The 14,324-nt window shown below is 69.5% G+C and carries 13 protein-coding genes and 1 tRNA gene; 6 read left to right on the forward strand and 8 right to left on the reverse strand.

What is annotated here, in order from left to right; all coding sequences use genetic code 11:
• Positions 1-17: 17 nt before the first annotated feature.
• Positions 18-1,148 (reverse strand): LLM class flavin-dependent oxidoreductase, encoded by a 1,131-nt coding sequence (locus AC6CH0_RS00065; protein ID WP_498097381.1) that lies wholly within the window; start codon positions 1,146-1,148, stop codon positions 18-20.
• Positions 1,149-1,340: 192 nt separating this feature from the next.
• Here AC6CH0_RS00065 and AC6CH0_RS00070 point away from each other — a divergent pair, with 192 nt between their 5' ends.
• The 3 genes from AC6CH0_RS00070 (at position 1,341) to AC6CH0_RS00080 (ending at position 4,260) form a co-directional block, all read left to right on the forward strand.
• Complete coding sequence (locus AC6CH0_RS00070) at positions 1,341-1,994, forward strand: NADPH-dependent F420 reductase (RefSeq protein WP_498097383.1); 654 nt, start codon at positions 1,341-1,343, stop codon at positions 1,992-1,994.
• Positions 1,995-2,081: 87 nt separating this feature from the next.
• Positions 2,082-3,530: an MFS transporter gene (locus tag AC6CH0_RS00075; protein WP_498097385.1), complete on the forward strand. Its 1,449-nt coding sequence runs from the start codon at positions 2,082-2,084 to the stop codon at positions 3,528-3,530.
• On the forward strand, positions 3,493-4,260 hold the full coding sequence (locus AC6CH0_RS00080; protein WP_498097387.1) for a DNA alkylation repair protein: 768 nt from the start codon (positions 3,493-3,495) through the stop codon (positions 4,258-4,260). Before AC6CH0_RS00075 ends, AC6CH0_RS00080 begins: the two co-directional genes overlap by 38 nt.
• Before the next feature lie 24 nt (positions 4,261-4,284).
• Here AC6CH0_RS00080 and AC6CH0_RS00085 read toward each other — a convergent pair whose 3' ends face one another.
• From AC6CH0_RS00085 to galU, 5 genes are all read right to left on the reverse strand, one after another.
• Positions 4,285-5,778, reverse strand: a complete 1,494-nt coding sequence (locus tag AC6CH0_RS00085; RefSeq protein WP_498097389.1) for an MFS transporter — start codon at positions 5,776-5,778, stop codon at positions 4,285-4,287.
• A 117-nt stretch (positions 5,779-5,895) separates the two neighbouring features.
• Positions 5,896-5,971: transfer RNA gene (locus AC6CH0_RS00090), tRNA-Ala, on the reverse strand.
• Between the two features lie 52 nt (positions 5,972-6,023).
• Positions 6,024-7,082, reverse strand: a complete 1,059-nt coding sequence (locus AC6CH0_RS00095) for a hypothetical protein (RefSeq protein ID WP_498097391.1) — start codon at positions 7,080-7,082, stop codon at positions 6,024-6,026.
• 52 nt (positions 7,083-7,134) lie between these two features.
• A complete protein-coding gene (locus AC6CH0_RS00100; RefSeq protein ID WP_498097393.1) occupies positions 7,135-7,797 on the reverse strand; it encodes a GNAT family N-acetyltransferase in 663 nt (220 codons plus the stop codon).
• Positions 7,798-7,799: 2 nt separating this feature from the next.
• Positions 7,800-8,699 carry a UTP--glucose-1-phosphate uridylyltransferase GalU gene (galU, locus tag AC6CH0_RS00105; protein WP_498097395.1) on the reverse strand — a complete coding sequence of 300 codons (900 nt, stop codon included), beginning with the start codon at positions 8,697-8,699 and terminating at the stop codon, positions 7,800-7,802.
• A 79-nt stretch (positions 8,700-8,778) separates the two neighbouring features.
• Here galU and AC6CH0_RS00110 point away from each other — a divergent pair, with 79 nt between their 5' ends.
• From AC6CH0_RS00110 to mscL, 3 genes are read left to right on the forward strand one after another with little or no spacing between them, the layout of a single operon-like run.
• Positions 8,779-9,357 carry a 5-formyltetrahydrofolate cyclo-ligase gene (locus AC6CH0_RS00110; RefSeq protein WP_498097397.1) on the forward strand — a complete coding sequence of 193 codons (579 nt, stop codon included), beginning with the start codon at positions 8,779-8,781 and terminating at the stop codon, positions 9,355-9,357.
• A 43-nt stretch (positions 9,358-9,400) separates the two neighbouring features.
• Positions 9,401-9,745 carry an FmdB family zinc ribbon protein gene (locus AC6CH0_RS00115; RefSeq protein ID WP_498097399.1) on the forward strand — a complete coding sequence of 115 codons (345 nt, stop codon included), beginning with the start codon at positions 9,401-9,403 and terminating at the stop codon, positions 9,743-9,745.
• 33 nt (positions 9,746-9,778) lie between these two features.
• Entirely contained in the window at positions 9,779-10,240 is a 462-nt protein-coding gene (gene mscL, locus AC6CH0_RS00120; RefSeq protein ID WP_498097401.1) for a large conductance mechanosensitive channel protein MscL, read from the forward strand.
• Positions 10,241-10,249: 9 nt separating this feature from the next.
• Here the strand turns inward: mscL and AC6CH0_RS00125 are convergent, their stop codons facing one another.
• Together AC6CH0_RS00125 and AC6CH0_RS00130 are read right to left on the reverse strand one after the other, a co-directional pair.
• The gene (locus AC6CH0_RS00125; RefSeq protein ID WP_498097403.1) at positions 10,250-10,465 is read right to left on the reverse strand and encodes a hypothetical protein; all 216 of its coding nucleotides are present in this window, start codon (positions 10,463-10,465) and stop codon (positions 10,250-10,252) included.
• Entirely contained in the window at positions 10,462-14,235 is a 3,774-nt protein-coding gene (locus AC6CH0_RS00130) for a DEAD/DEAH box helicase (protein WP_498097405.1), read from the reverse strand. Before AC6CH0_RS00130 ends, AC6CH0_RS00125 begins: the two co-directional genes overlap by 4 nt.
• Positions 14,236-14,324: the final 89 nt, after the last annotated feature.

A 14,324-nucleotide genomic window follows, 5' to 3' on the forward strand; every position in this document is an offset into this window, starting at 1 on the left:
TCGACCGCCAGTCGAGATCAGTCGTGCGGGAGCTCGGCGGATGCCGCGGCATCCGCCCGATCGGCAGCGCCGAGGTCGGCCACCGCACGGAGCTCTGCGTCCTCGGCGTCGGCCGCCTCGAGCAGCTGTCGCACGCGCGGCACCACTTCGGTCGCGTACAGCTCGATGCCGCGCATCATCGCCTCGTGCGGAAGCCCGCCGTTCGAGTACTTGAGATCGAAGCGGTTCGCCCCGATCGCGCGCATCGCGCCCGCGATCTTGACGGCGACCTTCTCGGGAGCTCCCGCGTAGAGGGCTCCGTTCGGACCGGCCTCGTCTTCGAAGTGCTCACGGCTGACCGGGCCCCAGCCGCGTTCACGGCCGATGCGGTCGATGATGATCTTGTAGTGCGGCCAGAGCGTGTCGAGCGCCTCGGCGTCGGTGTCGGCGATGAAGCCGGGCGAGTGGATCGCGATCGGTTGCAACGGGTGGCCGAACTGCTCGAGCGCGCGGCGGTACAGGTCGGCGAGCGGTGCGAACCGGGCCGGACTGCCGCCGATGATCGCGAGCACGAGCGGCAGTCCGTAGTGCGCGGCCCGCACCACGGATTCCGGGCTGCCGCCGACCCCGACCCACGTCTTCAGCCGGCCGTGCTCGACCGGCGGGAACACGCGCTGTTCGGTGAGCGGCGGTCGCAGCTTGCCGGTCCAGGTGACGAGCTGCTGCGGCAGCAGCTCGGAGAAGAGGCCGAGCTTCTCCTCGAAGAGCTCTTGGTACTGGTTCAGCTCGAACCCGAAGAGCGGGAACGACTCGATGAACGAGCCACGGCCGAGAATCACCTCGGCGCGACCGTTGGAGACCCCGTCGAGTGTCGCGAAGCGCTGGAACACCCGCACTGGGTCGTCGGAGCTCAGCACGGTCACCGCTGAACCGAGGTGGATGCGTTCGGTGCGCCCGGCGATCGCGGCGAGCACGACCTCCGGCGCCGAGACGGCGAAGTCCTCGCGGTGATGCTCGCCGACGCCGAAGAAGTCGAGGCCGAGACGATCAGCGAGCTCGGCCTCCTCCACGACGTTGCGCAGGACCTGGGCGTGCGGCAGGGGACTGCCGTCGGGCCCGATCGTCACGTCGCCGAAGGTGTCGAGTCCGAATTCGTAGCGCTCAGGCATCCTGTCTTCCTCTCCGCGTTTTCATGCGTGTGCATGCACAGGGCGGAACCCTCATGAGGTCGAGACTATTCCCACGGTCTCTCGCGGTCACGCGCGGGAATGCGTACTTCGGCGTTCGCGTTCACCATGCATGACGACGCATCGACCTCGGTGCGCTGAGGGCGATGTGCCGATGAATGGGAGAATCGAAGCGTGACGGATCGACCGGTCATCGGAATCTACGGAGCGGGCAAGGTGGGCACCGCCCTCGCTCGTCTGCTCGTGGCGTCCGGCCATCGCGTGCTGATCGCGGGATCCCCGCGGCAGACCGCGCTCGATCTCCTCGTCGGCGTCGTCGCCCCCGGTGCCGAGGTGACCTCGCCCGAAACCCTCGCCGGCACCGCCGACGTCATCATCGTGGCGGTGCCGTTCGGCAAGGCGGGGTCCGTGCCGTGGCACGCGTTCGATGGGCGCATCGTGGTCGACGCCATGAACTACTGGCCGCCCGTCGACGGCAACATCGCGGAGATCGACGACGACCCGCGCACCACGAGCGAGATCAACGCCGCTCGCAACCCGCGCGCCCGCGTCGTGAAGTCGCTCAACCACCTCGGCTACCACGAGATGGAAGACGACAGCATGGCGGCGGGCTCGCCACTGCGGCGCGCCCTCGCGGTCGTGGGCGACGACCCCGACGCCCGCGCCGTGGTCGCCGAACTCATCGACGACCTCGGCTTCGACCCCGTCGATGGCGGCGACCTGCGCCATGGAGAGGCTCTCGAGCCCGGGCACCCCGCCTTCGGCCGCGAGCTCTCGGCGGGCGAGCTCGCCGCGCTCATGACCCCGGCCGCGCACCTCGCCGCCTGAGCGCGGAGGGCAGCTGCAGCAGAGGTGCTCCCGAGTGAGACGGGCGACCCACTAAGGTGAGTCCACCCGTATCCCGAAGGAGTGCCGATGTTGCGTGCCGCCAGACTCGGACCCGTCGCCGCCATCGTCGGATTCCTCGCCTTCGTCGAGTTCACGAGTGGCATCCTGCAGGGCTACTACACACCGCTGCTGACCGACATCGCCCGCCACCTCGGCATTCACGACGCCGACGTCAACTGGCTCGAGGGCACGCAGCTCATGCTCTCGGCGCTCGTCGTGCCCGCCTTCGCGAAGCTCGGCGACATGGTCGGACACAAGCGCATGCTCGTCTGGTCGACTGCGATCACGGCGGTCGCCTCGATCGCCCTCGCCTTCACCGACCAATTCTGGGTGTTCCTCGTGGCGTGGGCGTTGCAGGGATTCTACGTCGTCTGGCTCCCGCTCGAGATCGCCCTGATCTGGTCGCGCAGCCGCTCAGCCGAACGGCCGGCGGCGATGACGCGGAAGGCCGCGGGACTGCTCGTCGCCGCGCTCGAGCTCGGCGCGATCGCCGGCGCCCTCTCGGCCGGCGCGCTCGCCGAGGCCCTGCCGATGCAACTGCTGCTCCTCGTACCGGCGGTCGCCGTCGTCGCCTGCTTCTTCGTCATCCTCTTCGGAGTGAAGGAGTCCCCCGACCTCGCCGGCGGCCGCCTCGACACCGGCGGCCTCATCCTCATCTCGCTCGCACTCCTCTCTCTCACGGGCGGTCTCAGCTTCATGCGGCTGAACGGCCCGGCCGACCTCCTCTCGTGGGCGCTCGTGGCGCTCGGGGTACTGCTCGTCGTCCCGTTCGCCCGGTACGAACTGCGGCATCCCGATCCGCTCATCGATGTGCGCATGTTCCGGCAGCCGACGCTCTGGCCGGTCTTCCTCACGGCCGGGCTCTTCGGCGTGAGCGTGCTCGGCGCCCAGGCGCCGCTGTCGACGTTCGCCCGAACGGATGCGTCCGTGTACGGGTTCGGCCTCAGCGCCACGACCGGGCAGACCTCGATCCTCGTCGGCGCCTACGTGCTCTCGCTCGTCGTCGGCGCGATGCTCTTCCCGCTCGCGACGCGCTGGGTCACCCCGCGCATCGCCCTCATCGGCGCGAGTTCGCTCGTCGCGCTCGGCTACCTCCTCTTCCTCCCGTTCCACGACGGATACGTGCAGGTGCTCGCGAACATGGTGATCGCCGGCATCGGTTCGGGCGCGCTCGTTGCGGCGCTCCCGGCCGCGGCCGCCGCCGCTGCGCCGCGGAACCAGACGGGCGTCGCCACCGGCCTCACGAACTCGGTGAAGACCGTCGGCGGGGCGATCGCTTCGTGCGTCTTCGGCATCGCGCTGCTCGGTGCGGCCGGCGAAGCGGCCACCGGCACGGCGGGCGCGTTCGGCGGGTACGTCACCGTGTGGCTCGTCTGCGGCCTCACTGCGGCGGTCGCCGCCGTGCTCCTCGCCTTCGTGCCGAGACTCGCCTTCTCCGATGCCCCTGTCGTCGAGGCATCCGCCGTCGTACGCTGATGCCCGGGCCGCAGAACGCAGTCGGGAGGCGACGATGACGGATGCCGCGGGGCTGATCGCGACGCTCGAAGGGCTCGCGAGCGACGTGGAGCGCGAGAAGTACACGAGGTACTTTCCGCCCGATCCCGACGCACCGTTCATCGGCGTGCGCATGGGCGCCGTCTTCGAACTCGCGAAGACCGCGCTCGACCTGCCCGCCGCCGAGCTCGAGCGGCTGCTCGAGCAACCGACGCACGAGGTTCGCGCCCTCGCCTGCAGCATCATGGGCAAGGCGGCCGCGCGGCCGAAGACCGCCGAGGCTCGGCGCATGGAACTGTACGAGCTCTACCTCGGCCGCCACGACCGCATCGACCAGTGGGATCTCGTCGACCTCGCCGCGCGCGACGTGGTGGGCGGGTACCTGCTCGAACGGGATCGTGCCCCGCTCACCCGGCTCGCAGCCTCCGCGTTCTGGCCCGAGCGGCGCACGGCCCTCGTTGCGACCTTCGCCTTCCTCCGCCGCGCGGAGCTCGATGACGCGTACACGCTCGCCGAGACCCTCGCCGACGATCCGGAGCCGCTCGTGCAGAAGGCGCTCGGCTGGGTGCTCCGCGCCGCCGGCGACGTCGACCGAGAGCGACTGACCGCCTTCGTCGAGGCCCATGCGGCGACGATGCCGCGAGTTGCCCTGCGCGCCGCGATCGAGCACTACGACAAGCTCGACCGGGCACGCATTCTCGCGATCCGCTGAGTGGTCGGTCCCGCAGCAACCGGATCAGGCGGCCGCGGGCTCCTCGCCGCCGAGCGCACTGCGCTTGCGCCGACGCGACCCGAGGTCGGCCACGCCGATCGCGAAGGCGATCGCCACGAGCACCGCGACGGCGAGCATGCCGATGCCGTATGCGTGGTGGTACACCGTGAGGTCGGGCTTGCCTTCGGACTCGCGGAAGATCGTGGAGTAGAAGAGCGAGAGCGTGACGGCTGTGCCGATCGCCGTGCCGATACGCTGCCCGAGCTGGCCGACCGAACCCGCGAGGCCGCCCTGCTTCACCGGAATGTCCATGAGCGTCAACGTCTGGTTCGGCGACACGACGAGGCCGCCGCCCGCCCCGCCGATCACCATGGCGCCCGCCATTGCCCACGGCGTCACCTCGGGCGGGGTCATGATCGCGAACAGCACGAGCAGGCCGATGCCGGCGAGCAGCAGTGCGAGCCCCCACACGACCAGCGGGCGTCCGATGCGGTTCACGAGCGTGCCGCCGACCCACGATCCGACCGCGCTCATGAGGGCGAAGCCGATGCCGACCATGCCGGCGAAGACGGCTTCGAGCCCGAGCCCGTGCTGCAGGTAGAGGGTGGTTAGCAGGAACATCGACGGCATGGCGGCGAAGTACACGCTCGCGAGCGCCGTGCCGTTGCGGAACGAGCTCACGCCGAACAGTCCGAGCGGCACCAGCGGGTGCTTTCCGGATGCCGCGTACCGCCGTTCCCACGCGATGAACGCGGTGATCGCGAACACGAAGACGACGAGCACCCACCAGCGCGCCGGGTTGTCGCTCGGCGCGCCCGTCGTGAAGAGGAAGGGCCACATAAGCGAGAGCACCGTGACGGCGAAGAGCATCAGGCCGACCGGGTCGAGCGACAGCGGCTTGGTCGACGGACGCCGTGTCTCGGGCAGCAGCCAGATGGCGAGTGCGATCGCGGCGAGCGCGAGCGGCACGTTCATCCAGAAGATGCCGCGCCACCCGTCGACCGGACCCCCGATCGCGATCATGAGACCGCCGAGCGTCGGCCCGAACGCCGTCGCGAGGCCGATCGTCGCTCCGAAGAGCCCGAAGGCCTTGCCGCGTTCCTTGCCGGTGAACAGCTCCTGGATGATGCCGAGCACCTGCGGCATCTGGATGCCCGCCGCGACGCCTTGCAACAGGCGGGCGATGAGCAGTACGCCGACGTTCGGCGCGAGCGCCGCCGCGAGGCTCGTCAGCGTGAACAGGCTGAGGCCGACGATGAACAGGGTCTTGCGCGAGCGCTGGTCGCCGATGCGACCCGCCGGCACGAGGGTCAGGCCGAAGGTGAGCACGTACCCCGCGACGATCAGCTGCAGCTCGGTCGACCCGGCGCCGAACGCGTCTTCGATGGCCGGGAGGCCGACGTTCACCTTCGACAGGTCGAGGATCGTGAGTGCCGCAACGGCCACGCACACCCAGTAGGCACGCCACCGGTGGCCTTCGGGCAGGGTGATCGACCGGGTCTCAGGCGCGTGCGACATCCGTTCCACCATACGCCCGGCTCAGGGCCTCGCGGTTCTTCCCGGCCGACGACACGGACGACGCGACTGAGACGATGATAGCCCTGCCGATTTCACCGGCAGGGCTGTCATTTCGAGTGGTGGACCCAGGGGGATTCGAACCCCCGACCTTCTCATTGCGAACGAGACGCGCTACCAACTGCGCCATGGGCCCGAGCGAGAAAGAGCCTATCATCTCGCATGCGAAGCCTCAGACCATCGCAGGCTCAGCCCGCCTGCCGTCGGCGGCGGAGCACCGCGTCGAGATCGGCGAAGCCCGGGCGCGTGTCGTCGATGATCCCCATGCGCGCATACGCACTCGTGGTCGCGCCGACACCCCGCGTCTCGGACGGCTGCCGCCGTTGGTCGACGGATGCCGCGGCGGGCACGACGGGGCTGATGGCGGGCAGTTCCGGCTCGAGCTCTGCCGCTCGTCGGGCGATGTCGTCGCCCACCTCGGCACGCTTCAGCTGGGCCGCCGCCTCGATGGATGCCATCGCCGTGGCAGCGATCGTGCCGCGGGAGAGGTGCAGCGGCTTGGGCAACGGTTGCGGGGTCCAGCCCTCGACGACCGATTCGGTCGCTGCCAGATCGATCGGTTCGAAGGGCTCGGCTTCCACCACTGTCGCCGACCGTATCGCGACGGCCGGCGCTTGACGGACGCGCGCGAGCCGGACGAGGCAGCCGATCGCGAGAATCGCACCCGCAGCGCCGGCAGCGGGCGCGATGAGCGATGCGCCGAATGCCGCCGCGATGCCGCCGGCGACGACGGTGAGCAGTGAAACGAGCAGCACGAGCGAGCACATGGCGCGCCTGCGCCGAAGCGCACGCCGAGCGGCAGCAGCCGACGCCGTTCGGACTCGATCGGCCGTCGCGGGCTCGACCGCCGGCACGTCGGCCGGCGCCACGACAGCGATCGGCGCGGTGGCGACGAGATTGGCGACGAGCGCCTCGGCAGCGCGCCCACGCGCGGCATCCGCGGCCCCCGCCGCTGCCCGAAGCTCGGAGAGCGCCTGTTGTTCGGCAGCTTCGGCGGTGAGCCGCGCCGCCGCCTCACGCTGTTGGAGGATGCGTTGCTGGTTCGCGACCTCGCGAGCCGTCGCCTCGACCCGCACCGGTTCGGGAGTCTCGGCGGTCTCCGCGAGGATGCGGAGCGTCTGCTGCAGGCGTACCGCGTTGCGCTCGGTGGCGAGGTACTGGCGCCGCAGCAACCAGCTCGGCAACAGGTAGGCGACCCAGAGCGCGGCCGCCACAGCCACGAGCAGCCCCCCACCGATCACGTCCATGGGACAACGCTAGGTCACGGCATGCCGTTGGCCCTACTCGACGCCCGCGTGTTCACCGATCGGCGAGCGGCAGCGGGTAGGCGGATGCCGCGCGGTCGTCGGCATTCACCTGGGCGACCCCCTCGGGCACCCGGCCTTCACGCCATCGGCGGAGCACCCCGCGCGGCACCTCTTCGGACACCAGCGCGAAGGCGAAGTGGTCGCTCCACTCGCCGTTGATGTGGATGAACCGCCGTCGGAACCCTTCATAGCGGAAGCCGAGTTTCTCGACCACCCGGAGCGATGGGCCGTTGCCCGGTCGGATGCAGATCTCCATGCGATGCAAGCGCAGTACCCCGAAGCAGTAGTCGGTTGCCAGCGCGACGGCCGCTGGGGTGATGCCGCGACCGGCGACGTGCTGCGCCACCCAGTAGCCGATCGTGGCCGAGGAGAGTGAGCCGAACGTGATCGACGACACGTTCAGTTGACCGACGAGTTCGCCGTCGAGCTCGATGATGAACGGGAGCGCGTGGCCGGTTCGAGTGTGCGCCAGCAGGTTGCGGATGCTGGAGCGGGTGTCGATCACCGAACCGCCGCCGGGATAGGTGGCCTCCCACTGACGCAGCCAACCTCGGTTGGCGAGCAACACCCGTTCGAGGGGTTTCGCGTCGCGGACGCGGATCGGTCGCAGCGTGACGTCGCCGTCGCGCAGGGTGGGTACGGCGGCTGCGGACATGCTCAGACTGTATCGAGTCCCGCGGCGTACTCGACGAGCCACGGACGCAGTTCGGGACCGAGGTCGGCGCGATCGGCAGCGAGTTGGATGACCGCCTTGATGTAGTCGAGCTTGTCGCCCGTGTCGTAGCGCCGGCCTCGGAAGATGACGCCGAAGACCCCGCCAGTGCCTTCGACGTCGTTGGCCATCGTCATGAGCGCGTCGGTCAGCTGGATCTCCCCGCCCTTGCCCGGCTTCGTGTGCTCGAGAATCTCGAACACCTCGGGCTTCAGCACGTACCGGCCGATCACGGCGTAGTTCGAGGGCGCGACTTCTTTCGCCGGCTTCTCGACCATGCCCGTGACCCGCACCACGTCAGGGTCGTCGGTCGGCTCGACCGCCGCGGCGCCGTAGAGGTGGATCGAATCGGGGTCGACCTCGAGGAGGGCGACGATCGAGGCATCCCTCGCGCCCTGTTCGTCGAGCATGCGCGTCAGCAGCGTGTCGCGGGCGTCGATGATGTCGTCGCCGAGCAGCACGGCGAACGGCTGATCACCCACGTGCATGTGTGCTCGCAGGACGGCATGGCCGAGACCGAGGGGGTCGCCCTGTCGCACGTAGTGCATGTCGGCGAGGTCGGTCGATTCGTTGACTTTCGCCAGTTTGACCGTGTCTCCCTTGGCCTCGAGGGAGGCCTCGAGTTCGGCGACGCGATCGAAGTGATTCTCGAGGGCGTTCTTGTTGCGTCCCGTCACCATGAGCACGTCGGTGAGCCCGGCTTCGACGGCCTCTTCGACCACGTACTGGATCGCCGGCTTGTCGACGACGGGCAGCATCTCCTTCGGCATCGCCTTGGTCGCGGGCAGGAATCGGGTTCCGAGCCCGGCGGCGGGGATGACGGCCTTCGTGATGCGTGAGGTCATGCGATTCAGCGTATCGTTCACCGCCGCGCATCACTCGGTGAAAGGGCGACGACGGGCGCATCCGCCTAGGATGTGTGCCATGCCCGAGGATCCGGTCGTCCAGAAGCGCGTACTCCGCGCCGAACTCCGCGAGCGGCGCCAGAACATGCCCGCACACGAGCGGGAGCTCGCGACCGAGGGCTTCACTGCACGACTCCAGGAGCTCGTCGGCTCGACCGACGCCACGTCGTTGTCGTGCTACCTCTCGATGCCGACCGAACCCGACACCCGTCCGTTCGTGAACTGGGCCGAGGCCCGCGGCATCCGGGTGCTGTTCCCCGTGACTCGTGAAGACGGCTTGCTCGACTGGACCGTCGGCGAGGAGGAGATCGAGCAGTTGGGGCTCTACGGCATGCCCGAAGCCGTCGGTGAGCTGCTCGGCCCCATGGCCATCAACGACGTCGATCTCATCGTCGTGCCGGCGGCCGCGGTCGACGGTGTCGGCATGCGTCTCGGCTGGGGTCGCGGCTATTTCGACAAGACACTCGGATCAATGGGAAAATGTCCCCCGGTGTACGCCGTGGTCTTCGACAGCGAGTTCGTCGAGACCGTGCCGCGTGAGGTGCACGACCAGCCCGTGAACGGCATCGTGACGCCCACGCGCATCATCGCGTTCTGACCCGGCCCAGCGCCGGCACCGCCCGAGAACCGGAAGAAGCTCCATGCCCACCTACTCCTACCGTTGCACCGAGTGCGACAACGCCTTCGACATCCACCAGGCATTCACCGACGACACGCTGAGCGTCTGCGAGGTCTGCGGCGGCAAGCTGCGAAAGCTCTTCAACACCATCGGCGTGACCTTCAACGGCTCGGGCTTCTATCGCACCGATTCACGCGCCGCCGGCCAGGGCTCGTCGGAATCGAAGAGTTCGAGCGGAGGATCCTCAACGGGCTCGAGCGGTTCGTCGGGCTCGTCCGGTACATCGAGTTCATCGGGCGGGTCCGGCTCGGGCGGATCCGGCAGCGGCAGCACGAGCGGTGCAGGCTCGTCGGCTAGCGTGGCCTGAGCCGTGGTGGGCGGCACGAACCGAGGAGGCGTCATGCTCAAGGGATTCCGAGATTTCATCATGCGGGGCAACGTCATCGACCTCGCCGTCGCGGTCGTCATCGGCGCCGCGTTCACCGCGGTCGTGAACTCCCTCGTCACGAACATCTTCAACCCGCTGATCGGAGCGGTCTTCAGGGCCGACAGCCTCGACGACGCCCTCGTGCTGACCATTCCGACCCTCGAAGGCGACGGCGCACAGGTCAGGTTCGGCGCCGTCATCGGCGCGATCCTCACGTTCGTCGTCGTCGCCGCCGTCGTGTACTTCGTCTTCGTGCTGCCGATCAACACGATGAAGAAGCACGCCGAAGAACGTCTCACCCGCGGCGGCACCCCAGACGCCTCGGAGCCTGCACCCGAGACCGAGCTCGTGCTGCTCGGTCAGATCCGCGATCTGCTCGTCGAGCAGCGTGCGAGCGCCGGCGATTCGACGGCGGGCAAGCACCAACTGTCCTGACCGAACGAGTCAGCCCCAGTGCGGCGGACGCTCGCGCGTGATGCGCTCGTCGTCGGCGGAGCCTTCCCGCTTGCGCTCGACCGGAGCCGAGGCGTCGTCCGGAACCGCAGCATCGCCCGGAACGGGCGCCTCGGGCGACGGATCCGATCCGGGCGCCGGCGTGAGCCTGGCACGACGCGCCCTGCCGGACGCGCGTTCGACGCGCTGACGTGGTTGCTCGGTCATCGACGTGCGGCCGCGGCATCCGCGGGCCGTTCGGCCTCTGGCCGTCCGAGCAGAGCCGCGACCCGGGCGGCAACCGCCTCGGGGTTGCCGAAGAGTTCGAAACTGTGCACGCGCAGGTAGTGCCAGCCGAGCCGGCGCAGCACGTCGGGGCGCAAACGCAGCGATTCGCGCAGGCTGAGGCCCGCCAGCGCCTCATCGGTCTCCACGACGACGGCCTTGCCGGCGTTCGCGGCGGCGAGCGCGAGTCGCCCGCGGTGACCGAGGCTCACCCGGATGCCGCGGCGTTCGAGTCGTGCCGCGAGATCGTGCAGCATCGACGGCGCTTCACCGGTCTCCCCGACCGCGGCCGCGCGCGCCTCGGTCTGGGTCAGGACGTTCGCGAGGGCGAGCACGCCGTGGCTCTGTCGGTCTTCGTCGATGTCCTCGGGGCGGAATGCCGAGACCAGGTCCATCGACCGCCGGGCACGGGTCATGCCGACCGCGAGAAGGCGGTCGCCGCCCGGCTCGCCGAGTGAGCCGAAGTTGGAGAGCAAGCGGCCGTGCGGCGTGCGGCCGTAGCCGACGGAGAAGATCACGCGGTCGCGGCTCTGCGCGACGGCCTGCTCGAGCGTGAGCACGGTGAACGGCTCGGCCCGGTCCTTCAGGATGAAGTCGGAGAGGTCGGTGCGCTTGGCGAACGCGGCGAGCACGGCCTGGTGCACCCGGGCGGCGTGCCTGGCGCTCGCGGTGATCACCATGAGCGACTCCCGCGGTCGCTTGACCGCGTGCTCCATGACGAGTTCGACGACCTTCGCGACCTCCGTGTCGATCGACTCCACCGTGCCGGTCACGGAGTCGGGAAGGCCATTGCCGGCGACGTAGTGCAGGCCGAGGCTGCCGTGCCCGAGGAAGCTCCCGGCCCAGGGCAGCGAGACGATGCGACCGGCGTAGAAGCGATTGTTCACCAGCTCGGCGAGATCTTCGCCTCCGGCCCGGTAGCTGCGGGTCAAGGTGAGCGTGGGCAGCAACTCGCCGAGGCGGGCCAGTGCGGAATCCGCGTGCAGGGCGTCGACGCCGTGCTCGGTCGACGGGCCGCCCGACTGCTCGGCGTCGTCGATGCCGGTCTCGAAGAGCGTCGGCGTCTGGGTGACGGGGTCGCCGAACGCGACCACCTGCTTCGCCCGCCGGATCGCGCCGAGGTTCTCGGCGATGCTCGTGGCTCCGGCGTCGACGAGGATGACCGTGTCGAACCCGATGGAATCCTCGATCGCAGCGACGTCGTAGGGCGAAGCGAGCCACACGGGTGCGAGGGCCCGGAAGAGGTGAGGCGTCTCCGCCTGCAGGGTCTCGGGGCGCACCCGGTCGCCGCGGAGCATCCGCTTCAGTCGACCCGCTTCGTCGGGGTGGTCGACGAGCGCGACCTTCCAGTTCTCGGCGAGCCGCCAGGCGAGCTGCGGGCCGGCTGCCGATGCGTGTGCTTCGTCGACGAGCCGGAAGTCCCCTTCGAGACGGTCGAGCACCGTCGTGTTCGCGCCGAGCAGCGCCTTCTCTCCGGCGAGCACCGATTCGAGCACCGACTGCCACCATGCGAGTTCGAGCTCGGCGGCGACGGCCCGCTCGGGTACATGGCGCTTGGCCAGGTCGAGCAGCAGCGGATCGAGTCCGAGGTCGCGAAGCCGGGCGAGCACCGCGGTGCGTTCCTGCAGGTTCGTCAGCACCTCGGACTCGGCGGCGAGCCCGACGAGGGTCGACGTCAGCTCCCGAACAGGTCGGGCGGCGAGTTGACGTGACGTTCCCACGATGCCGAGCGGCGCATCGAGCGCCGCGAGGTCTGTGGTGACGTGCTGGTAGGCGACGTGTACGTCGTCGATGCCGACCGGAACGCCGGGGATCGCCCCCGCGTCGGAGTAGCGCTGCCAGAGCGTTCGCTGCTGCTGGATGCCGCGGAGCGCCGAGTTCAGGTCGGAGACGTGAACGCCGGGGCGCACGAACTCGAGCGCGTGCCGGCGCAGACGCCGGCGGTTCGCACTCGACATGCCCGGCGAATCGCGCCGCGACGAGGTCGCGGCGATCAGTTCACCCAGCGGACGGTCGAACACCGAAGGCTGGAACCGATCGAGCGTCTCTCGTACATCGAGGAGCAGGCGCAGGAACACGCCGAGCTCCGCGACGGACTCGAACTCGCGCAGCCGCGTCTGGGCGATGAGCGCACGGCCTCGATCGAGCAACCGCGGCAGGTCGCTCGCCGAGAGACGTTTCGCGAGGTCGTGCGCGGTGGTCGCCTCGGCAGAGGACGTGAATGACGCACCGTACCAGGGCGAATCGCCCGGGCCGTAGCGGAACTCGCCGAGCGCTGCGGCACGGGCGAGTTCTCGAGCGATCTCGTCGCGGCCGTCGGCGAGGGCGACGAGCGCGCCGTGATCGAGTCTCGCGGTCGTCGACGGCGACTCTGGCGCGAGCGCGAGCCTCGCGAGCGCTCCGAGTGCATCGAGCACCGAGACGTGCAATTCAGGGTCGGCGCGGGTGAGCGCGGCGCGGTAGTCGAGCAGCACCTTGCGCAGGCGTACGAGAGCGTCATCGACGTCGACGACCCTCGGGCGCTCGGCCTTCTCGTTGCGCGAGATCGACTGGATGAGCTCGCGTCGGAGGCCGGCGGTCGTCACGGCCGCTCCGCCGAGGCCGACCTGCCCGAGTCGATGGGCGATGCCGTCGAGGCTCGCCCGCCGCGCACCCACGACGAGCACTCGCTTGTCCTTCGCCACGAGGGCGCCGATGGCGTTCACGATCGTCTGCGTGCCGCCGGTGCCCGGCAAGGTCTTCACGACGACCGAGGTGCCCGCCTCGATCTCGGCGACCGCCTGCTCCTGCTCGGGATCGGCATCGAGCAGCAGTGTGTCGGTCGATGGCGGACGCGCGTCTTGGGACACCGCACGCACACGTTCGCCGGTCGCGGCGACGACCGCCGCGCGCGCGGCCCGGTTGCCGGCGATCGCGTCGATGACGGGATGCTCGAGTTTCGCGGCATCCGCTGCCATGTCGGGGCCGACCTCGGCGAACGAGGAGACCACGAGTCGCGGCGCGACGTGGAACCAGGGCAGGTGGCTCGTGAGGCCACGGAGCCGATCGATCACCGGCTGCGGCTTGAACACGCCGTTCGTGATGGCGAGCGCGACGAATGCCTCGGCGTCGAGCGTGATCTGGAACTGCTCGCGGAGTTCGCGGGCCAGCGCCGGGTTCAGGAACGGCTGACCCTTGAGCTTCAGCTCGAAGTCGCGGCCGTATCTGCGGATCGCGAGCGGGCGCAACAGCACCGGTGCGAGGAACTCCTCGCCGGCGTTGCGCCACGAGGCGAGCCCGATCGCCAGGTGCACCGACTCGATGCCGCGCACCGAGCGCAACTCGATGCCCTTCTGGGTGATCTCGGCGGCCGCGAGTCGCGCGTTGCGCAATGCGAGTTCGTCGCGGATCAGGCTTGAGAGCAAGGTGGACTTGCCGGTGATGAACTGCGGCAGGCCGCCCGGATGCGTCGTCGAGAGCTCGATGCGGGTACGGGGCGTGTCGACGAAGCGAGCGAGGGGTGAACGTCCGCCGACGGCGGCGAGTTCGGTGTGCCAGCGGCGCCAGGCTGGCTCGGCGACGTTGCCGGCGACCAGCTCGGGATCGCCGAGGCTGAGGCCTTCGGGGCTCGTGTTGTCGTGTCGCATGTGTTCCGGGGTGAGGAGTTCCGCGGCAGCATCGATCTCGGAGTCGAGGATCTCCTCGTCATCGTGATTTCGATCGAGCCGCCGCACACCGACACCATACGTGGTATCGCGCGAATTCCACGGAGCATCGCCGCGGGAGGATGCGTTTCGATACCCCCCGGGTATTGTGATACCGT

Source organism: Agromyces sp. GQ35 (assembly GCF_059758475.1).